Below are 20,943 nucleotides of genomic sequence, written 5' to 3' on the forward strand. Positions count from 1 at the left end.
CAGTTCACACATCATTTATGGGCTTAATCAATAATCAGCTTAAAGAGGTTGTTCAAACCAACCCTCTCGGTGCTGAAAACCGACCTTTTTGAACACGCACTTAATGGGTGTATCCGAGAAAAAATGGTTGTCTGCTGCAGAATCAGCAGCTGCAGCCCATCTTCTCTTCCCCGTTGAAATCAATCTGCGTCGGGTACTCATTATCAAAGCATGCCATGCACAAGCCGCCTTTAGGGCTGTGCTCATCATAACCGCCAATGGCGGATATCAGTCCCTCCGGACTCAGGAACGACAGGGAATCCGCATTGATCTCCCGGCAGATTTCCTCGACGCTTTTCTCGGAGGCGATTAATTCCCTGCGATCCGGCGTGTCGATGCCGTAGAAGCATGGATTCTTGAACGGCGGCGACGTAATCCGCACATGCACTTCGGTCGCGCCCGCTTCGCGAAGCAGGTTGACGATCCGGCGGGAGGTGGTTCCCCGTACGATGGAATCATCGATCATGACCACCCGTTTGCCTTCGACCACGCGCCGTACCGCGCTCAGCTTCATCTTCACGCCCTGCTCGCGCAGCTCCTGGCTCGGCTGAATGAACGTCCGGCCCGTGTATTTATTCTTGATCAATCCCAGCTCGTAAGGAATGCCCGTCTGTTCGGCATAACCGATGGCGGCCGAGATGCTGGAATCCGGGACGCCCGTAACCACATCCGCATCCACGAACGATTCCAGGGCCATTTTGCTGCCCATCCGTTTGCGGGCCGAATGCAGGTTGGAGCCGTTCAGATCGCTGTCCGGACGGGAAAAATAAATATATTCCATCGCGCACAACGCTTTGCGTCCCGCTTCCGTGTAACGCTCTTCCCGAAGTCCGTTCCGATCGAGGATCAGCAGCTCCCCGGGAGCGACGTCGCGAATCGCCTCAGCTCCGATAACTTCAAGCGCACAGGTCTCCGAGGTGAAGATGTATGCATCGCCCAGACGACCCATCGTGAGCGGACGGAGTCCGTTCGGGTCCGAGGCGACGAGCAGCTTGTCATTGGTCATGAGCAGAAACGCAAAACCACCCACCAGGCGCTGCAAGGCATCCTTGGCAGCCTCGACAAAATCCTTCGGCGAACGCGCGATCAGATGCGCAATGACCTCCGTATCGCTTGTCGTCTGGAAAATGGAGCCTTCCATCTCCAGCTCGCGCCGAAGCTTCGGCTCGTTCACGATGTTGCCGTTCGTAGCAATCGCCAGATTGCCCTCACGATATTTAAAGACGAGCGGCTGCGCATTCGTCAGCCTGCTGTCCCCGCTGGTCGAATACCGGACATGCCCGATCGACATGCTGCCCTGCAGCGATTCCAGCTTGTCTTTATCGAACACTTCTTTGACCAGCCCCATACCGCGGTGATAATTGAAATTCTCGCCGTCGGCCACGCAAATTCCCGCGCTCTCCTCGCCGCGGTGCTGGAGGGCGTGAAGCCCGTAATAGGAAAGGGAGGCGGCATCGGGATGCCCAAACACCCCGAATACGCCGCACTCTTCTTTTAAGGTATCGAAAATATCGCTCTGACCTGTTCCCTCATTGTAGTAATCCCCTGTCCACAGTCCTTCGGGTATCAGTTCATGAGACATGGAATGGCATCCTCCCAGACGGATTTCAAAGCCTCCACGGATTCTTCCAGCGCAGAAGCACCGTTAATGTTAATGCTAAGCTTGTTTCCGCCGACTACGCCAAGCGCGGTAAATGGAACGCCCGCTTCTTGCAGGAGCTTCTCCAGCGCATTCTTGTGATCAGGAGACGCGGACAGCACGATCCGGGATTGGCTCTCGCTGAACAGCGCCACGTCGTTGCGCAGTTCGGTTGCCCATTTCACGCTCGCGCCGATGCCGCCGCTGATGCAGCTTTCCGCAAGCGCTGCTGCAAGTCCGCCCTCCGACACGTCATGCGCCGATTGGACCAGACCCGATTGGATGGCCTTCAGTACGCCGCCGAGCAATTTCTTCTCGGTATCCAGGTTCAGCTCCGGCGGTCTGCCTTCCGACACCCCGTGCAGGATCGCTTGGAACTCGCTGCCTCCCAGTTCGGCACGGGTATCGCCCAGAACGTAGATGGCATCGCCCTCCGCCTTGAAGGCTTGCGTCGTAATATGATCCGTATCATGGATCAGGCCGACCATGCCGACAACCGGCGTCGGATAAATCGCGCCTTTGGCATTCTCGTTGTAGAGGCTGACGTTCCCGCCGATGACCGGCGTTTCAAGCTCGCGGCAAGCTTCCGCCATGCCGTCCACGGCTTTTTCCATCTGCCAGAAAATTTCCGGCTTCTCCGGGCTTCCGAAGTTCAGGTTATCCGTAATCGCCAGCGGTTCGGCACCGGAGCACACGATGTTGCGCGCCGCTTCGCTGACCGCGATTCTGCCGCCGAGCTCAGGGTCGAGGTAGACGTAACGTCCGTTGCAGTCCGTTGTCATCGCCAGGGCTTTGCGCGTTCCGTGCACCGTTACGACGGCTGCATCCGAGCCCGGACGAACGGCCGTGCTGGTGCGAACCATATAATCATATTGGTTGTATACCCATGCTTTGCTTGCAAGGCTTGGCGAACCGAGCACCTTCTTGAGGGCGCCGCCCAAGTCCTTCACTTCTTCATAACGGAGCGTATCCACCGCAGCCTGCTCTTGATAATAAGCCGGTTCTTGGGATGGTTTGTTATAAATCGGGCACTCGTCGACGAGTGCTTTTACCGGCATGTCGCCAACCACCTCGCCGTGGTGGATCAGCTTCAGGCGGCCATCGTCCGTTACCTTGCCGACTTTGGCGCAGATAACGCCCCAACGCTCGAAGATTTCGCGCGCTTGTGCTTCATGCTTCGGCTCAACGACGAACAGCATGCGCTCCTGGGATTCCGACAGCATCATTTCATAAGGCGTCATGCCCTCTTCGCGCTGAGGCACCTGATCCAGGTACAGTTCCAGGCCATTGCCTGCTTTACTTGCCATTTCTGCACTGGAGCAAGTCAATCCAGCCGCGCCCATATCCTGAATGCCCAGCACGATGCCGGAATCGATCAGCTCAAGGCAAGATTCCATCACGAGTTTCTCCATGAACGGATCGCCGACCTGAACGGCCGTACGGTTCGCTTCGGATTCCTCCGTCAGTTCTACGGAAGCGAAGGTCGCGCCATGGATGCCGTCGCGGCCAGTTGGTGGCCCGACATAGAAGACCGGATTGCCTACCCCTTTTGCAACGCCGCGCTGAATCTTGTCATGGTCGATAACGCCTACGCACATCGCATTGACCAGCGGATTGCCTTCGTAGCTCTCGTCGAATACCACCTCGCCGCCTACCGTCGGGATTCCGATGCAGTTTCCGTAGCCGGCTATGCCGGATACCACGTGTTCGAACAAATATTTAACGCGATCGCTCTCCAGCTTGCCGAAACGAAGCGAGTTCAGAATCGCTACCGGTCTAGCCCCCATGGAGAAAATATCGCGGATTATGCCGCCTACGCCCGTAGCTGCGCCTTGGTAAGGCTCTACAGCGGAAGGGTGGTTATGGCTTTCGATTTTGAATACGACCGCTTGGTTGTCGCCGATATCGACGATCCCTGCGCCTTCGCCCGGTCCCATCAGGACGCGCGGGCCGCTTGTCGGGAAGCGGCGAAGCAGCGGCTTGGAGTTTTTGTAGGCGCAGTGCTCGGACCACATGACGCTGAATACGCCGATTTCCGTGTAATTCGGCTTGCGTCCCATGAAGGAACAGATCAGCTCATACTCGCTGTCCGAAACTCCCATCTGCTTGTAAATCTGATGCTCTGCGATCTGTTCTGCCGTCGGTTCCTTAACGGACGTTTGCTGCGCCATGAGTATCCCTCCATGCCTGTAATATGGATGTAAACATTGCTTTACCGTCATCCGAGCCGAGCAGGCTGCTGACCGCGCGCTCCGGATGCGGCATCATGCCGATTACGTTGCCGCGCTCGTTGCAGATGCCCGCGATATCCTCGATCGAGCCGTTCGGATTGTCTTGATACGTAAATACGATTTGCCGGTTGTCCCGGAGCTTTTGAAGCGTTTCTTCATCACAGTAATAGTTGCCTTCGCCATGCGCGATCGGAATGACAATCTCTTGTCCCTCCGCGTAATCGCGGGTAAACGGCGTTGTATTATTGTTCACTTTAAGCACCGTGTCATGGCAGCGGAATTTCATCGAATCGTTGCGCCGCAGGGCTCCCGGAAGGAGTCCGGCCTCCGTCAAAATCTGAAATCCGTTACAGATGCCCAGAATATACTTGCCCTCTTCCGCCGCTTTCGCCACTTCGTTCATGACCGGGGCGAACCGGGAAATCGCACCACACCGCAGATAATCTCCATAGGAGAATCCGCCCGGCACCAAAATACAATCGTATGGGGAAAGGTCCGTTGCCGTATGCCAAACATAATCCACCGGCTGCGAGGTCGTCTCTTCTACCGCCTTATAGCAGTCAATGTCACAGTTGGAGCCAGGAAAGACCAGCACTGCAAATCTCATTGGTTTAGCCCTCCAATTCATAACGGTAGTTCTCTACCACCGTATTGGCCAGAAGCTTCTCGCACATTTCTTTCACTCGTTGCTCGGCTTCCTCACGGTTGTCCGTGCCCAGCTCAAGCTCCATATATTTACCGATCCGCAGGCTTTCCACTTCCTTGTACCCTATCGAATGAAGCGCACCTTGCACCGCTACCCCTTGAGGGTCCAATACGCTCTGCTTAATCGTGACGTAGACCTTTGCTTTCAACATTGTATCCTGTTCCTCCTCGGTATATATGAATGAAATGGTTTATCAAAGCTTACAGGCTAACACCCGTGATTCGGCTGTAAATATCGCTGTAGCGGCGCGTTGTCTCCTCTACCACGGCTTTCGGCAGCGGATCCGGCTCACTGTTCTTATCCCAATCGGACGAAGCAAGATACGTGCGTACCGGCTCCTTATCCATACTGTCGATCTCAATGTCGAGCGCATAATTGTTCTCATCCCAGAAACGGGAGGAATCCGGCGTGAAGATCTCGTCGATCAGGACGATCTCTCCGTCGATCAATCCAAACTCAAACTTGCAATCGGCCAAAATAATGCCGTGCTTGCGGCAGTAATCGCGTGCAAACTTGTACAGCATCAGGCTTTTCTCCTGCAGCTGCAATGCCAGCTCTTCGCCGACAAGCTCCTTCATGCGGGAAAGCGAAATGTCCTCGTCATGGCCGACATCGTTCTTGGCCGCCGGCGTGAAGATCGGCTCCGGAAAAGCCTCATTCTTGCGCAAGCCCTCCGGCAGTTTAATGCCGTTGACCTCGCCCGAGGACTGATACTGCCTCCAGCCTCCGCCGGTGATGTACCCGCGCACGACGCATTCGATATCGATGCGCTCGGCCCTCCGGCACACCATGATGCGTCCGTCCAGCAGGTCCTTGTCCTTGACGGCATCGCCCAGCAGGTTCACGTCGGTATGCACGACATGGTTGCGGATAAGCTGCTCCGTTTGTTCGAACCAGAAGGCGCTCAGCTTGTTCAGCACGGTTCCTTTAGCCGGCACGGGCGGCTCCAGCACATAGTCAAAAGCGGAAATGCGGTCGGTTACTACAATGAGTACGTGCTCGCCCAGGTCGTACAGTTCACGAACCTTGCCCTTGTACAGCAGCGGTACGTTGACCAGATGAGTGGCGGTCGATAATGCCGGTAATGTCATGTGTTCCTCCCCTTAGACTAGAGATTGTCTGCCTGTCATCAATACGAATGCGGATTATTTTTCCGATCTCTGTTGCCCCCAGATTTCTATTACATAAGATTTAATGGTTGAAATCCGGGGGCAGCATATGCTTTCGATGCTAGCTTTCCGATGGAAAGCTTTCAGGAGACCGCTATCGCTTCTCCAAAACAATTCCGCCTTCTCCGTTGTAGAAATTGAACTTCTCTAGATCTTTTATGAATGCGGATTAATTTGGTTTCTTAACTACTCCAGCCCCAGCTTGGCAAAAATCGTATCCACATGCTTCAGGTGCCAGCTTGGATTGAAGGCATCTTCGATCTCCTCGGCGCTCAGCACCTCGGTGATCTCAGGCGTGGATTCCACGATCTCGCGGAATTGACGCTGCTCTTCCCATGCCTGCATGGCGCGTGGCTGAACGGTGTCGTACGCTTGCTCGCGGCTGAAGCCCTTGTCGATCAGCTTCGTCAGGATCCGGCCGGAGAAAGGAACGCCATATGTGCGGGCCATGTTGCGCTTCATGTTCTCTGGGAAGACCGTCAGGTTCTTCACGATGTTGCCGAAGCGGTTCAGCATGTAGTTCAGCAGCATCGTTGCGTCCGGCAGGATGATACGTTCTACCGAGGAGTGGGAAATGTCCCGCTCATGCCAGAGCGACACGTTCTCGTAAGCGGAAACCATGTGGCCGCGAATGACGCGGGCAAGGCCCGAGATGTTCTCCGAACCGATCGGATTCCGTTTATGCGGCATCGCGGAGGAACCCTTTTGTCCTTTGGCGAATGCCTCTTCCACTTCGCGAACCTCACTCTTCTGGAGCGCGCGTACTTCGGTAGCGAATTTCTCGAGCGAAGTCGCGATAAGGGCAAGCGTCGCCATGTATTCCGCGTGACGGTCACGCTGCAGCGTCTGGGTCGAGATCGGCGCCGCTTTCGTGCCGAGCTTGCGGCAAACGAATTCTTCGACCGAAGGATCGATATTGGCATACGTGCCGACGGCACCCGAAATTTTGCCGTACTGCACGCCGTCAGCCGCATGGCGGAAACGCTCCAGGTTGCGGATCATTTCTTCATGCCACAGCGCCATTTTCAAGCCGAAGGTCGTCGGCTCTGCATGCACGCCATGCGTTCTGCCCATCATCGGGGTATGCTTGTAGGCCAGTGCCTTCTCTTTCAAAATACCGATAAAGCGCAGGATGTCCTGCTCCAGAATATCGTTGGCTTGCTTGAGCAGATATCCCATCGCGGTATCCACCACATCCGTCGAAGTCAAGCCGTAGTGGACCCATTTGCGCTCCTCGCCAAGGCTTTCCGACACCGCACGGGTAAAAGCGATGACATCATGGCGGGTTTCCTGCTCGATTTCATAAATCCGATCTATATTGAAGGTCGCATTCTGGCGAAGCTTAACGGTGTCCTCCTTCGGAATGACGCCAAGGTCGGCCCATGCCTCGCATGCGCACAATTCAACTTCCAGCCATGCTCTGAACTTGTTCTCCTCGGTCCAAATCGCCCGCATTTCCGGTCTGCTATAACGTTCAATCATCGTTTAATCCTGCCTCCAAATATTAGTTTTCTCTACCCATTCGAGCGCGTCATCGACGTCCCCGCACAAGAGGTTGATATGTCCCATTTTGCGGTTAGCCTTCGCCTCGCTCTTGCCGTAAAGATGAAGCTTAGGCACAACGCCGAGAGACTCTGCAAGCGCGTCGTGCTCTCCAAAACGCCGTACCGCTTCCTCCAGATGCTGCCCCAGGAGGTTCACCATGACGACCGGGCTCAGCAGCGTCGTGTCCCCGAGCGGCAGATCGCAAATCGCTCTCACATGCTGCTCGAATTGAGAGGTGGAGCATGCCTCCATCGTGTAGTGCCCCGAGTTATGCGGACGAGGCGCAAGCTCATTCACGAACAGCTCCCCCTCCTCGGTCACAAACATCTCGACGGCCAGCAGGCCAACAGCTCCCAAGCCTTCTGCCACGCGTTCCGCGAGTTGGCATGCTTTGCGCTTGACTTCGCTCGGCACGCGCGCGGGCACAATCGACAAATGCAAAATATTGTTGACGTGCACGTTCTCCGCCGGCGGGAAGCTCTTCACGATGCCGCTGGGCGTACGCGCCGCAATGACGGAGATCTCGCATGCGAACTTGACGAACTTCTCCAATACCAGCTCAGTCCCGCTGGCAGCCAGCTCCTTGTAAGCCGATTCGAGTTCATCTTCGCTGCGGAGAACCGCTTGCCCTTTACCATCATAACCTCCCGTGGCGGTCTTTAGCACGCACGGAAGTCCAAGTTCGGAGGCGGCGGACAACAAATCTTCCAAGCTTGTTATTTCACGATACGGTGCAACCGGCACACCGGCCGCTTCGATCGCGGCCTTCTCGCGCAAGCGGTGCTGCGTAGTGTACAGCAGCTTGCTTCCCTGAGGAACATAAGACTGCTCCTCCAGAAGCCGGGCCACGCCCGCATCGACATTTTCGAATTCGTAGGTAATGACATCGGCTTTCGCCGCGAGCTGCCGGGCAGCCTCGACGTCGTCGTAACGGGCCGTAACCTGCTCGGCCATCTGGCCGAGCGGAGAGTTCGGCGTCGGATCAAGGGTGACGAACGAATATCCCATCCGGATTCCGTCCAGCGCGATCATTCGTCCGAGCTGCCCGCCGCCGAGTACGCCAATGACCGAACCCGGCAAAAGCTTTCTGCCGGATGCTCGCATCTGCTGTGCTCCGTTCTCCATCATAGGTTATCGCTGCTTTCCAGCACTTCGTCCCGGATCCGGTCACGGCGCGCCTGCACTCTTTCGCGAATTCCTGCATCCGAGGTGCCGAGAATTTGCGCTGCGAGCAACCCCGCGTTCGTGGCTCCCGCTTTGCCGATCGCTACGGTTGCTACCGGAATGCCGCCTGGCATCTGCACGATCGACAACAATGAATCCAGACCCTTCAGCGCTTTGGATTTAACCGGAACGCCGATGACCGGCAGTACCGTCTTCGAAGCGACCATCCCGGGTAGGTGAGCGGCTCCGCCGGCTCCGGCGATGATGACGCGAAGCCCCCGGCCCTCCGCCTCCTCGGCATAACGGAACATCAGGTCCGGCGTCCGGTGAGCGGATACGACTTTTTTCTCATAAGGAATTTCAAGCTCGTCTAGCACCTGGCATGCATGGGACATCGTATCCCAATCTGATTGGCTTCCCATAATGACTCCTACTTGTGCTGTCATGAGTTACCCCCGCTTTCTGCGAAATTCGACATTCATATGACTGCTGAAAAAAAAGTCCGATCCCGTAAACACAAAGTTCTGTGCAGGTCTCGGACATACAAGGATTACGAACGCTGCCGCCTGCGTCAAGCAGAAGAGCCTTGCGCATCCGCCGCCTAAGAAGCAAACATGAAGCCAAGCCCCGTCGTTGCCGCACCGTTTGTATTCCCTCGTAGTCCGAAAATTTACGGTTTTCGGGTAGAGACTTCCGGGCCATATCCCCGGCTTTATACGAGACATATTAAATTTCATCAATCATGCTTCATAAGTTATTTTGAACCTCAACATCCTCAGTTTATCAATTTCTGACACCTAATGTCAACCTAAACACGAACAATCGGATTTATAGAAAAAATAATGTTCGTATCTGGCAAGTGAGCAATGCTGCAGCAAAAACTTCCAGGAGACTGCGGCATTAAAAAACGTAGACAACTACTGAACATTAAAGGGCATGAGCTGTTCATGTGGAGCATAGTCGGCGCTGCGCTGACGCATCGTGATTCCGATCGCTGTTAAACACGGGAAACTGGATAGGACTATAATGGATGTTTCCCGTGTTTAAAGGCGAACGCTAGCGCTTCTCCATCCACGATTCGTCTGCTCCGCTGGAGCGAGAACCTTTTTTGCTGCTGCATAGAGGGTAATGGAAAAGTATTATCGCAGAATAAAATAAGACCGTGTTCTGACTCTTTAATTGTAGCTACTTGCACAAGGAAGATGGGGGCGAGTGTCGAAATCTTATCATCCGACGTGAATATGAAATACGACAAAATATCTAATCGGAAATTTATATTTGAATCTCGCAAAAGCGGAATCTATTTCTAAGGAGGAACCCATGGCTATCTATTTTGTAAGGCACGGTCAGGACGAAGAAGGGTATCGCGGAGGATGGAGCCAGCGCGGGCTCATCGATGAAGGGATCAGGCAAGCGGAGAAGCTGGGGCAGTACTTGGATGAACACAAGCATGATTTTAATATTCAGCGCATCATTTGCAGCGATCTGCAAAGGGCTTGTCAGACAGCCGCAATCATTGCTGATAAACTTAGCCTGCCCTTGAGCGGCTCCGAGGATTGGCGGGAGACCAATAACGGTCTGCTCGCCGGAATGCCCCACGCATTAGCGGAAGAGAAATTTCCCGGGCTCTATTTTTCCAGCTTACGGATGGACGAGAGATACCCTGGAGGTGAAAGCCCGCAGGAAAATTTCCAGCGGATCAAAGATACCTTCACCAAACTATGCCAGGATCAGGAATCGGCGGATCATCATGAGAACGTACTGGTTGTCACACACGGGGGAGTGATCAACATCATTTATCATCTAATCAAGGATATGGCATGGACCAATAAGAATCCGTTCTTCCCGGCGGCGAACACCGGGCTGCACAGGATCGATTTCCGGGGCGGGCGCTGGGAGCTTACCATGGAGAATGCAGCACCTCATTTGTAATCGAGCATCGGGCATTTTCCGTCATGCCTGTTTTACCGCTCCCCATGCTTGATGGCATCTACATATTGTTTGGCTTCAACCAAAGACAATCCCAATTCTTCTCTTACGGTTTTAATCGCTTTAATATCCTGCCCATCCTGCAGCAGCCGTTTGACTTCCGCAGGCACCGGCGGCTCGGGTATTCCTAAATGGCTTGCGATTTGGTTCAATGTGGCCTGCTGCCGTTTCATTCGCTTCTCTATGGCCGTCATTCGGCTGGAAGCCACAAGACCGACCAGAACGACCAAGATGATAAGAAGTATAATTTCCATAGGAGCCTCCTCTGACCAAATAATCACGAACGAAATGTTCCTATCAAAAAGGGACGCCTTCGCGTCCCTTCCACATTATTTTACGACAAGTACCGGAATCGTTGCATGCTGCACCACGTTATGGCTGACACTGCCCAGCACGAACTCGCGGATGCCGCCAAGGCCGCGGCTGCCGATGACAATCAGGTCACTGCCGTTCTGATCCGCATACTCCAGGATGACTTCGGCCGGAGGACCCTGGATCATCTCCACTTGACCGTTAACGCCCGAATTCTCGATCCGCTCGCGGATTTCCTCCGTCGTCTGGACAGCTAGATCGTAAACATCTTTATTGAGTGAAGCTGGAATCGGGGCAAGCCCTTCCCCAACGAAGAAACGAGGAAAATCGTAAGCATGAATGACATCCAGCGTTGCTCCCGGCGTTACCTTGGCAAGTTTCACCGCACGTCCGAGCGCTTTATTCGCTGCTTTGGAGCCGTCGTAAGCTAGAAGAATTTTAGTAAAAAGCATACAGGCCACCTCTTTCTGTTGTTAAAAGACCTACTACTTATTATTAAACAGCTTCATACCGGTATGAAACGAGCTTGCCGACTAACTGTCGGCGACATCCCTATGTAAATCATGGCAAACAAGCTAACCCCAGAAATACGTATACAATGCAACGTTTACGACTAGCAGCAGCGGTACTCCGGCTTTAAATGATAAATGCCTTGTCTTATGACGCTTGCGGTACATCGCGATCCATACGCCCAAAGCCCCGCCTATGGCGGCCAACAGAAAAAGCGTCCTCTCCGGAACGCGATCCCGTCCCAGCCGGGCACGCCGCTTATCCTCGGACATGACCAGATAGGCTACCGCATTGATAAAAATAAACCAAACGATCAGTGCAGGTCTCACGTTGGTTCACGCACCCCCATTTCAACTGATCGATCTTGCCAATCAGCCATTAGCTATAAGTTCTACCGCTATTATAAAACCGCAGGCTGATGAAGACAATGCCCGGCCATGCCCTAGGGGGCATGACGCCAAGCGCTGTCCTTGATGCCATTACGAGGACACCGGCCGGCGTCGTAAGATTCGACCGGCCCGTGCCCCGCATAATGACAACCCAAACATTTCTTAACCGCCACGAGCCATCAAGATTCGTTCTTGGGTATTTCGTTCAGGCTCGGAACATAGTCTGCAGCCTTTTTCGGCTTGAGGGTTTTGCTCTCCTCCAGAATGCTTGATTTGTTCTGCTGGTTTTCGGTCTTTCTCGCTTTATGGTTCGGCATGCAAATCACCCCCTGTCCGTAGAATGGGCCATTGCACCCGAGGTTATGCTCACAACGGCAAGAAAAACGCAATTCACCTTAGCCCTATGAGATTAACGCTCAAGAGACTATTCCTTCCCCTTCTGCTCGAGCGCTGCCTTCAACAGGTCGCCCAGGTTGGAACCGATCGACTCCTGCTTGCTGTACTGCTGCACGAGCTTCCGCTCCTCGCGTTTGTTCACGTGCTTGGCGTCCTTCTTCAGCGTTTCCGTAATGCCGCAGCCAAGGCACTGCACGAACAGCCCCGCCTTGCCTTCCTTCATCTCCATCTTCTTATGGCACTGCGGACAGCGGCGGTTGGACAGGCGTTTCTCGCCTGAGCGCTTATACCCGCAATCGTCACTCGGGCAGACAAGCAGCTTGCCGCGCTTGGTCTTCTTCTCGAGCAGCCTTGTGCCGCAATCCGGACAGTGGCTGTTAGAAACGTTATGAGGCTTGTATTCCGCTTCGCTTCCCTTCACGTCCGTGACCAGCTTCTTGGTCATATCCCGTATGCCAAGCAGGAACGGTTCCGGCTTGCCCTGCCCCTTCGCGATCCGCTCGAGCTCGGCTTCCCACCGCGCCGTAAGCTCCGGCGTCCGCAGCTCCGGAGCGACCAGCTCGATCAGCTGCTTGCCTTTGCCCGTCGGATGGAGGGTTTGCCCCTGCCGTTCGATCGTGTCGGAGCTGACCAGCTTCTCGATGATGTCGGCGCGGGTTGCCGGGGTTCCGAGGCCGTGCTTCTCCATCTGGGAGAGCAGCGCCGCCTCGTTATAACGCTTCGGCGGCTGAGTCCGTCCCGGCTTCAGCACGCAGCGGACCACCTTCACCGATTCTCCTTCTTTCAGCTCCGGCAGGAGCTTGCCCGAAGAAGATGGGCCCTGACCCTCGTCGCTCTCGTCATCCGTGTCATCCTCATAGTCGCCGCCGTACACCTCGCGCCATCCGCTTTCCTTGATCGTGGTCCCTTTCGCATAGAGCTGCTCGCCTTCAATCTGCACGGTTACCGCTACGTTATCGTAACGGGCAGGCGGATAGAATAAGCTGATGAACCGGCGCACGATGAGATCGTACAGCTTGCGTTCATCAACCGACAGCTGATTCAGCAGCACGGTCTGTTCGGTAGGAATGATGGCATGGTGATCCGTAACCTTGCTGTCGTCCACGACCCGTTTGCCTGGCGACAAATTTTTGCGCAGCAGCGGGCGCGCAATGGACGCATACGGTCCGATCGCAATGCTCGACAGCCTTTCCTTCAACGTCCCGACCATATCGGACGTCAGGTAACGGCTGTCCGTGCGCGGATAGGTGACCAGCTTATGCTGCTCATACAGGCGCTGCAGCACATTCGAGGTCTGCTTGGCCGAGAACCCGAATCGGCGGTTGGCATCCCGCTGCAGCTCGGTCAAATCGTATGCCAGCGGATGCGGTTCGGTTTTCTCGCTCTTTTTCACGCTCACGATTTTTCCGGTGCTGCCCTCCAGCTTCTGCTTCAGCTTGGCGGCCTTGTCCTTCTCGAATAAACGGCCGTCCCCGCCGGCCGGACGCCACGAAACCTCAAAGCTTCCGAGATCGGCCTGCAGCGTCTCGTATTCCTGAGAGCGGAAATTCACGATCTCCTTCTCGCGGTCCATGATCATCCCGAGCGTCGGCGTCTGGACCCGGCCTGCGGACAGCTGCGCATTGAATTTGGTCGTCAGCGCGCGCGTCACGTTCAGTCCAACCATCCAATCCGCTTCCGCCCGGCAGCGCGCAGACTCGTACAGCCGGTCGAACTGCTGCCCCGGCTTGAGGGAAGCGAAACCTTCCTTGATTGCCTTATCCGTCTGGGAAGAAATCCATAACCGTTTGAACGGCTTGTTCCACTTCGCCATTTTCAGGATCCAGCGCGCAAGCAGTTCCCCTTCGCGGGCGGCATCGGTGGCAATAATCATCTCGCCGACATCCGAACGCTTCATCAGATGCTGCACCGTCTTGAACTGGTGGCTTGTTTCCTTCAGCACCTTAAGCCTCGTGTTGTCCGGCAGGATCGGCAGATCCTCCAGCGCCCAGGTCTGGTACTTCTTATCATAGTCCTCGGGTTCGGCAAGACCCACCAAATGTCCAAGCGCCCAGGTCACAATATATTTCGGTCCTTCAAAATAATTCTTCTGTTTCTCGCGGCTGCCCATCACTCTCGCAATTTCCTTCGCAACGGACGGCTTCTCAGCCAATACTAATACTTTCATAGCCCTCCCCTTCCTCTGTTCCCCTATTATAACCTCCCAGCGATTGTTTCCACAAAAACGAATCAGATCATTTTCTTCGCCAGCCGGGTGAACGCATGATGGGCACATGCCGGACAGCCCTGCTTCTTCAAATCCTCGATCGTGGCAAAATCGCCCTGCACGCCCACCTGCAGCTCGCTCTGGCATTGGGTGCATCGGTAGGTTCGGACCGTCCGCCGAACCTCGCCTGTATAAAGCTCATCCTCAAAAGAGCCCTTCATCGGCGGCTCCGTATATTCCGTCGTTGTCAGCACGATCATTTGGCCGCTATTGCCGATCATCTGCGCTCCGATATATTGATTGAAATGAAGTTGCACCTGTCTGACCGACAACCCCATGCGGACGAATTCGCGCTGCATGGACCATGTGAAGTCGGGTGATTTATGTGCAAAGGAGAGAAAGATGGGGCAGCCCTTCTCGGGCTTCAGCGCGCTAAGGCCACGGGACAAGAACAAGGTCAAGCCTTGAAGCGTATACGGCGGATCCGTGAAAAAGCAATCGTATTGCCCTGTCCATTCCTGGGGCAGAGGGCGTCTGAGGTCGGCATGCCTGCATGTAACCGATACATCTTCCCTTGCAGCCATGTCACCGATAAACCGCAGGAAGCGTTCATCGATATCCATCACGGTAAGGCCCGCTCTCTGCTCCTTCACGTTCGGGAAGAGCCGTTTCAGCAGCAGGCCAAGCGAAATGCTCACGAGATCGTCGTCGCCCACGCACAGGATGTTTTTCCCGATCAGGCTGTGCTCCCTCAGGCACAGAATCGCCCTCCGGAGACTCGTCTCGACCGTGCATTGGGATTGGTCGATTTGGACATCGACCTGCGGGCGCTGGTCCAGAATCTCCGTGAGCCTCGCCAGCACATCGGAGAGCTCCGTCCGCCAATCGGCTTCGCCGGCCAGAAGCGTTTGATACAGATCGATATCGATGCCTCCGTATCCCAGCTTTTGTTCGACATAGAGCTTTCCGGCAGAGGTGCAGCGCACTCCCCGCTCTTGAACGAGCGCTCCGGCTTTGATGAGCTCCTTCTTGATCGCGGCAGCGACCGGAAGCGGCAGACAGGTATGACGTGCCAGCTCTTTGGTGGATATGCCCGGACGCATATAGCTTGCTGCCAGCAGCTGTTCGATCACCTGGGTACCTTCCTGAAGGGAAACCTTCTTTTTTACTTCTTCTATATAATGGATCATGTGAAATCACGCTCTCTTCCTGAGTATGGGTTGCATTTCCCCTGGAAAAGAACACACACGACCCCCTGCGTGCTGCTGAAAAACCGACATGAAAAAGGGACAGAAGTCCATGAACCATCGTCCACCTTCTGCCCCTTCAGCGGGAAGCCGTACCCAGGGTACGGCTATGTACAGTCATTATGATAATGGATGGCTGTTGTGTTCTTAACCAGGTGGACTCCAGTCTTCGCGCCATCGCGAATAAACCTCGCATAAGTAAGGTTTTTCGCAAAGCGCTTGCCAGAGTCCTATAAAATTTGGTTAGTTAAGAACACGCACCGACATCAAGACAACTCCCCTATTTCAATCGAAATCAAACCGCTTAAAACCTGTTGGACATAAAAATAATGTCCTGCTTCACTTCAAAACCATGCTTCCGATAAAAATCTTCGGCCGGAAGCCCCTTTCCCGTCAGCAGTACCATGCAATGAATGTTCATTGAATGTAAGTATGCCTTCATTCCATTCATGAGCGCCGAGCCTAGACCGCTGCGCTGCAAACCGGTATCGATGAAATATTCCTGGATATGGTACTCCTTGCCGCTGTACCAGCTCTTTGTATGTCCAAAGGAGGCTCCCAGGATGCTGCCCTCCTGTTCGATAACAAAACCCAGGAACACCGGATTGTCCATAAATTCCTTGAGGTATTGCTGCACATGCGACACGGAGTCCCACTGGTCGAACCAGGGTTCGCCGTTAAAGACCTTGAGCATCAGCTCCGAGCATGGCTCAAGATCGGATTCGTCCATCCATCTGACATGCTGAATCGTTTCCATTAAGCGGCTGCCCCCCATAATCCTTGCCTCATGTTGAAGTCGGCAAGCCTTCCCGCTGAAATCGCCATACGTATCGGAGCAAAGTCATTCAGACTCGGCTCCTTACATACTATCGGGTCATGGCTCACGTTCCTTTCCGTGGAGGATTCCAGTCTTTCCGCCAAAATGGCGCGCGCCCGGTGCAGCCGGGATTTCACCGTTCCTTCCGGTATTCCGGCGATTTCGGCGATCGTCCTGATCGGCATGTCCCTGTAATAGTGAAGCTGAATGACCCTGCGTAAATCGTCTTCCAGATGAGCTACGGCTTCCTTAAGCTCGATCGCTTCATACGGCATTGCATCGGCGACCTCATCGACATGCGCAACGGTGCGCTGCCGCTGCTGGGAACGCAGCAATTGCAGGCATTCATGAATGAGAATGCGGCTCAGCCATGTTTTGAAATAAGCTGGCTCTTTCAAGGCCGGCATAGCGGCGAAGGATTTTACGATCGTTTCCTGTACGGCATCCGCGCAATCCTCTTCCCGCTTCAGATACAGACGGGCCAAACCGTACAAATTACGCTCGTTGGCAAGGATCAGCCTGCTGAAGGCTTCCGGGTTCCCCTGCTGGGCAAGCCGAACATCGCGCTCTATATCGGATTTCTTGTTATTGTTCACGTTATGGGACCTCCTTTGCGGCGCTTCCTCGGCCTTACATAAGTTAGATGCTCAAGAGCGCGCCCAGGTTCACGCAGTTTATTATTTTTTTTGAAAAAAGCCGGTGCTGCGATCCCTTTCATTTTCGCACAGTTCCGTTCATCCTTTCCACATTAAATCTTCAACATATGAAAAGACACCGCAAGGTCGTCAACCTCGCGGTGTCTCGTTTAGCCTATAAATCGTTCATGCCATGAAAATTCATGTTGACCTCGATTCACTTTCCATCCTTATCCACATACCGCCCTTGCTCGGGAACGGCCAAACGATCAAAGTCCCGGGCCAACCGCGCAAGCGAAGCCGTTAGCCCTTCACCGCGCATGGAGACGCCGTGCCCCGTGACCAGAATTCCGGGATTCAGGCTTGCCAGGCGGTAAACTGATTCACGCGCCAGATCCCAATCCGGGGTAAAATACATCGGCGGACCGTGCAGCTCCTTCTCCTGTCCGATGACGGCAAGCGCCGACTCCTGCTTCACCGTAATGACCGCGTCTCCCGCTATGAGAACCCGGTCCCGTTCACGGAACAGGGAGATATGTCCAGGGCTATGACCCGGCGTCGGCAGCCATTTGAATTCGGGAAGACCGGGGACGCTTCCGTCCTCCGGCAGCGGTCGTATCCTCGATCCCAGATCGATGGCTTTGTTCGGATACATGGGAGCTACGCGGGCCATCAATCCTCGGCCTACGCTCGGATCTCCCGGTGGATAGTCTTCTGTTCCCGTAAGAAACGGCAGTTCGCTCGGGTGAGCGTAGACGGGAGCGTTCCAGCGATCGGCCAATTCCTTCACATTGCCCACATGGTCGAAATGGCCATGCGTCAGCACGATGGCCGCCGGCGGCTTGCCGAATCGCCTCTCAGCTTCTTCGGCAATGGAGCCTTCGAAATTTCCGAGTCCCGTATCAATCAGCACCCAGTCACCGGTTCCCGGCGTACCGATCATTTGGACGTTCACCATGACGGTACGCAAGGAAAGAATATCGGTCGTAACCTCTTCGGTCTCTACGGCACCCGTCTTTAACATGCTGTGATCATTCATTATGGAATCGCCCCCATTTCTCGTTGTGAAGTGCTTCTTGTAATAACATACCCGTTTTGGCCCTTTTCAACGAAGAAATGGCGGTTTTTACTGAATGATTTTGTTGAGACGCTCCAGATAACGCCAGCGAGTAATAAAGAAATACATGATCTGGATGCTCAGGAAGAAGATGAAGATCTTCAAACTGTGCCCTACGATCGAGAAGTCTACCAGCTGCTGCAGCGCAACGAAGGCAACGCCGCTATGGATGAGTGCGATTAACATCGGCAAAAAGAACATAATGACAAGCTGCTTGGTAATGATGGTGCCAAGCTCTTTTTTGCTGAGACCGACCTTGGCTATCATGCGATACTGCTGTTCATCCCGGGCAAGATCCGCGTATAGCCGGAAATAAACAAAGCTTGCCGCGAAGGTGAAAAACACGATGCCGACCAAGCCGCTCACCATAAGCAGGATCCCGTTCTGCTGCTGGGCGCTTTTCCAATCCAAATACAATGATTTTAGATAATAGCTGTAGTCTTCATTCTCCTTGAGACGATCCAAAATCGCTCTAGACACATCCCCTGTATTCTTCCAATCCTGTACGTAATACGTATGGTATGCCGCATAACCGTACTCCTGATCCTGTTGTGCCTGGAACGCATCCTCGTACAAACGGTCGGATACGACCAGCGTCTCGCCGTAGGTTGCCGGTACAGCAATGAACGTTTCAGCTTTGAGCACTTTTACGGTTTCCGATTTCTTGCCGATTAATACTTCGAACTGATCATTCAAGGGACCATCAATTCGGTAGCTGTTCTTCTCCGTTACCGTTCCCGGAGTCAAGATCCCTTCAAGATCGCTCAATGTTTCTGCCGGGTAACCCAGCGACTGAATGAGACTGTTATATTCGCTCAGCTTAATCAGCTTCACCCCGTTATCCGAGAAAATCGGGGTAACCTCCGCTTCCTTGTAATCGAATCCGCTCTTTCTGAGCTCCTCCCTGATGATATCCAGATGTCGATTCCCTCTGTCCGCATCCTCTTCATACATGGAATACGTAAAGGCATAAGGGTTCTCCATGGCCGACAGTCCCGGATCCCCGATCGCGAGCGTGGTACCGATCCCGGTAAAGGCGGATGCCGAGATGACCGATACGAGGAAGAACATCACCGCATTGTCCTTGATTCTGTACAGCAGCTCCGATATCGTCAGCAGATTGGTTCGACGGAAGAAAAATCGCTCTTTCTTCTGCAGGTACCGCATGAAGAACACACTGAACTGGGTGAAGAGAAAATACGTGCCGATGACAACAAGAACAACGCCTCCAAGCAGTAGAATAAAATTAAAGATTTGGAGAATCGCAAAAACCATAACCATGCCGTATCCGGCACCAATCAACAGCACAGCCAGAACCGCCAGCCAAGGCGATGCTTTCGGCTGCGGCTTGGGGCTTTCCTCTGCTTTCACGAGCGCAAGCAGCGTACCTTTCCGCAGCATGAACGAGGAGAACAGCGCAATCAGCAGGAACAAAACGGCATAAGCCGCTGCCGTGATGATCAGCGATTGGAGCGGAAAATAAAACGGAAGTCCGGTATCCACAGCCAGCAGCTTGGCGCTGATTAACAGAATCAGCTTGGAGAACAGCATGCCCGTCCCAATCCCGGCAACGATCGCCGCAACGCCAATCAATATATTTTCGATAAACAGCATCCGGTTCAATTGCTTGCGGGACATGCCGAGAATCAACAGAATGCCGAACTCCTTTTTCCGGACCTTGATGAAGGCCCCCACCGAATACAGCAGGAAGAAGAATGAAAACACGAACACGATGTACTGGGATACCGTCATGCCCATCGTGCCCAGCATGGACATGGTACCGCTGGAGGAGACCAGGCCGTCCTTCAGCTGCGGGTGAAACGACAGCAGCCCGTAAGTAAAGAAAATCATGACGGAGAAGGCACTGCTCAGGAAATGGGCAATATACGTGCGCTTGCTGCGCAGGACGTTGTTAATGGCGAACTGGCGAAAATTCATGTCCCGAACCTCCCAGCAGCGATAACACGTTGATGATTTTTTGGTAGAAGGCCGACTGGCTCTCGCCGTACGTGATTTCGTTGTACAACTGTCCGTCCTTGATAAACACCACCCGATTGCAATAGCTTGCTGCCACCGGGTCATGGGTGACCAGCAGCATCGTCACTTGGTCTTCCTTGTTTCTCCGGTCCATCATTTCCATGACGTCGCGGGCAGACTTGGAGTCCAGGTTGCCTGTCGGCTCATCGGCCAGAACCAGCTTCGGTACGTGGATCATGGCCCGTGCTATCGCCGTCCGCTGCGCCTGTCCCCCCGATATTTCATAAGTCCGCTTATCCAGTATCGATGTGATGCCCAGTTTATCGGCCAAAATGCCGACCCGGCGGTTCATCTCATCCAGATCCACGCCGTCCAGCGCCAGGGGCAGCAGGATGTTCTCTTTCACCGTCAGCGTATTCAGCAGATTGAAGGACTGAAAGACAAAACCAAGCTCACGGCGGCGGAACATGGCGAGTTTATCCTGGGATAAACGGAACGGATCCTCCCCGCCGATGGTGATCTCCCCGGACGTAGGTCGGTCGATGGTGGAGATCATGTTGAGCAGCGTCGTTTTTCCGCTGCCGGAGGGGCCCATGATGCCGACGAATTCCCCTTGGCTGATGCTCAGATTGATATTGGAAAGCGCCTCGTGGGACACCGCGGCCTTATAGACTTTGCCCAGATTGCGCACGTTTAATATTTCCATCTTGTTGTAAACCTCACTTTCGTTATTTCGTTCCTGTAAGGTTAGTGTATAGCATCCGGCAGGCCATCTCCTATCGATCACTCTTTCGCCAACCTTACATCGGTGTAAGATTCATCTGAGTGCATCACGTTTGCGATTCTAAGGCCGCT

General features: G+C 54.1%; 20 protein-coding genes and 1 riboswitch. Of the genes, 1 reads left to right on the forward strand and 19 read right to left on the reverse strand.

Features of this window, described 5'->3' with window-relative positions:
- Positions 1–142: 142 nt before the first annotated feature.
- From purF to purE, 8 genes are all read right to left on the reverse strand, one after another.
- Entirely contained in the window at positions 143–1,621 is a 1,479-nt protein-coding gene (gene purF / locus HMPREF9412_RS14335) for an amidophosphoribosyltransferase (RefSeq protein ID WP_009592356.1), read from the reverse strand.
- Positions 1,606–3,849, reverse strand: a complete 2,244-nt coding sequence (gene purL / locus HMPREF9412_RS14340) for a phosphoribosylformylglycinamidine synthase subunit PurL (protein WP_009592321.1) — start codon at positions 3,847–3,849, stop codon at positions 1,606–1,608. The genes purF and purL overlap by 16 nt, the downstream gene beginning before the upstream one ends.
- A complete protein-coding gene (purQ, locus tag HMPREF9412_RS14345) occupies positions 3,827–4,516 on the reverse strand; it encodes a phosphoribosylformylglycinamidine synthase subunit PurQ (protein WP_009592314.1) in 690 nt (229 codons plus the stop codon). Before purQ ends, purL begins: the two co-directional genes overlap by 23 nt.
- 4 nt (positions 4,517–4,520) lie before the next feature.
- Positions 4,521–4,766, reverse strand: a complete 246-nt coding sequence (gene purS / locus HMPREF9412_RS14350; protein ID WP_006208285.1) for a phosphoribosylformylglycinamidine synthase subunit PurS — start codon at positions 4,764–4,766, stop codon at positions 4,521–4,523.
- Between the two features lie 49 nt (positions 4,767–4,815).
- Entirely contained in the window at positions 4,816–5,706 is an 891-nt protein-coding gene (locus HMPREF9412_RS14355; protein WP_009592276.1) for a phosphoribosylaminoimidazolesuccinocarboxamide synthase, read from the reverse strand.
- A 264-nt stretch (positions 5,707–5,970) separates the two neighbouring features.
- On the reverse strand, positions 5,971–7,266 hold the full coding sequence (purB, locus tag HMPREF9412_RS14360; RefSeq protein WP_009592336.1) for an adenylosuccinate lyase: 1,296 nt from the start codon (positions 7,264–7,266) through the stop codon (positions 5,971–5,973).
- 3 nt (positions 7,267–7,269) lie between these two features.
- Complete coding sequence (gene purK, locus HMPREF9412_RS14365) at positions 7,270–8,457, reverse strand: 5-(carboxyamino)imidazole ribonucleotide synthase (protein ID WP_009592318.1); 1,188 nt, start codon at positions 8,455–8,457, stop codon at positions 7,270–7,272.
- Complete coding sequence (gene purE / locus HMPREF9412_RS14370; protein WP_009592351.1) at positions 8,454–8,939, reverse strand: 5-(carboxyamino)imidazole ribonucleotide mutase; 486 nt, start codon at positions 8,937–8,939, stop codon at positions 8,454–8,456. Before purE ends, purK begins: the two co-directional genes overlap by 4 nt.
- Before the next feature lie 192 nt (positions 8,940–9,131).
- Positions 9,132–9,233: riboswitch (purine riboswitch) on the reverse strand.
- 580 nt (positions 9,234–9,813) lie between these two features.
- Here purE and HMPREF9412_RS14375 point away from each other — a divergent pair.
- Positions 9,814–10,425 carry a histidine phosphatase family protein gene (locus tag HMPREF9412_RS14375; protein WP_009592305.1) on the forward strand — a complete coding sequence of 204 codons (612 nt, stop codon included), beginning with the start codon at positions 9,814–9,816 and terminating at the stop codon, positions 10,423–10,425.
- A 32-nt stretch (positions 10,426–10,457) separates the two neighbouring features.
- Here HMPREF9412_RS14375 and HMPREF9412_RS14380 read toward each other — a convergent pair whose 3' ends face one another.
- The 11 genes from HMPREF9412_RS14380 to HMPREF9412_RS14425 form a co-directional block, all read right to left on the reverse strand.
- Positions 10,458–10,736 carry a hypothetical protein gene (locus tag HMPREF9412_RS14380; protein ID WP_009592289.1) on the reverse strand — a complete coding sequence of 93 codons (279 nt, stop codon included), beginning with the start codon at positions 10,734–10,736 and terminating at the stop codon, positions 10,458–10,460.
- Positions 10,737–10,811: 75 nt separating this feature from the next.
- Positions 10,812–11,246, reverse strand: coding sequence for a universal stress protein (locus HMPREF9412_RS14385; protein ID WP_009592288.1), 435 nt, complete (start codon positions 11,244–11,246; stop codon positions 10,812–10,814).
- A 123-nt stretch (positions 11,247–11,369) separates the two neighbouring features.
- Entirely contained in the window at positions 11,370–11,633 is a 264-nt protein-coding gene (locus HMPREF9412_RS14390) for a DUF1294 domain-containing protein (protein ID WP_009592299.1), read from the reverse strand.
- A 239-nt stretch (positions 11,634–11,872) separates the two neighbouring features.
- On the reverse strand, positions 11,873–12,010 hold the full coding sequence (locus HMPREF9412_RS32925; RefSeq protein ID WP_006208278.1) for a hypothetical protein: 138 nt from the start codon (positions 12,008–12,010) through the stop codon (positions 11,873–11,875).
- Between the two features lie 107 nt (positions 12,011–12,117).
- Entirely contained in the window at positions 12,118–14,256 is a 2,139-nt protein-coding gene (locus HMPREF9412_RS14395) for a DNA topoisomerase III (RefSeq protein WP_009592313.1), read from the reverse strand.
- Between the two features lie 62 nt (positions 14,257–14,318).
- Positions 14,319–15,485, reverse strand: coding sequence for a bis-aminopropyl spermidine synthase family protein (locus HMPREF9412_RS14400; protein WP_009592332.1), 1,167 nt, complete (start codon positions 15,483–15,485; stop codon positions 14,319–14,321).
- 361 nt (positions 15,486–15,846) lie between these two features.
- Positions 15,847–16,299, reverse strand: coding sequence for a GNAT family N-acetyltransferase (locus tag HMPREF9412_RS14405; RefSeq protein ID WP_139083969.1), 453 nt, complete (start codon positions 16,297–16,299; stop codon positions 15,847–15,849).
- Positions 16,299–16,955, reverse strand: coding sequence for a sigma-70 family RNA polymerase sigma factor (locus tag HMPREF9412_RS14410; protein ID WP_009592283.1), 657 nt, complete (start codon positions 16,953–16,955; stop codon positions 16,299–16,301). Before HMPREF9412_RS14410 ends, HMPREF9412_RS14405 begins: the two co-directional genes overlap by 1 nt.
- Positions 16,956–17,211: 256 nt before the next feature.
- Entirely contained in the window at positions 17,212–18,033 is an 822-nt protein-coding gene (locus tag HMPREF9412_RS14415) for an MBL fold metallo-hydrolase (protein ID WP_009592298.1), read from the reverse strand.
- 87 nt (positions 18,034–18,120) lie between these two features.
- Complete coding sequence (locus HMPREF9412_RS14420; RefSeq protein ID WP_009592296.1) at positions 18,121–20,049, reverse strand: FtsX-like permease family protein; 1,929 nt, start codon at positions 20,047–20,049, stop codon at positions 18,121–18,123.
- Positions 20,024–20,794, reverse strand: coding sequence for an ABC transporter ATP-binding protein (locus HMPREF9412_RS14425; protein ID WP_009592294.1), 771 nt, complete (start codon positions 20,792–20,794; stop codon positions 20,024–20,026). Before HMPREF9412_RS14425 ends, HMPREF9412_RS14420 begins: the two co-directional genes overlap by 26 nt.
- Positions 20,795–20,943 lie beyond the last annotated feature (149 nt).

Source organism: Paenibacillus sp. HGF5, from assembly GCF_000204455.1.
GTDB classification, from domain to species: Bacteria; Bacillota; Bacilli; order Paenibacillales; family Paenibacillaceae; genus Paenibacillus_AQ; species Paenibacillus_AQ lautus_A.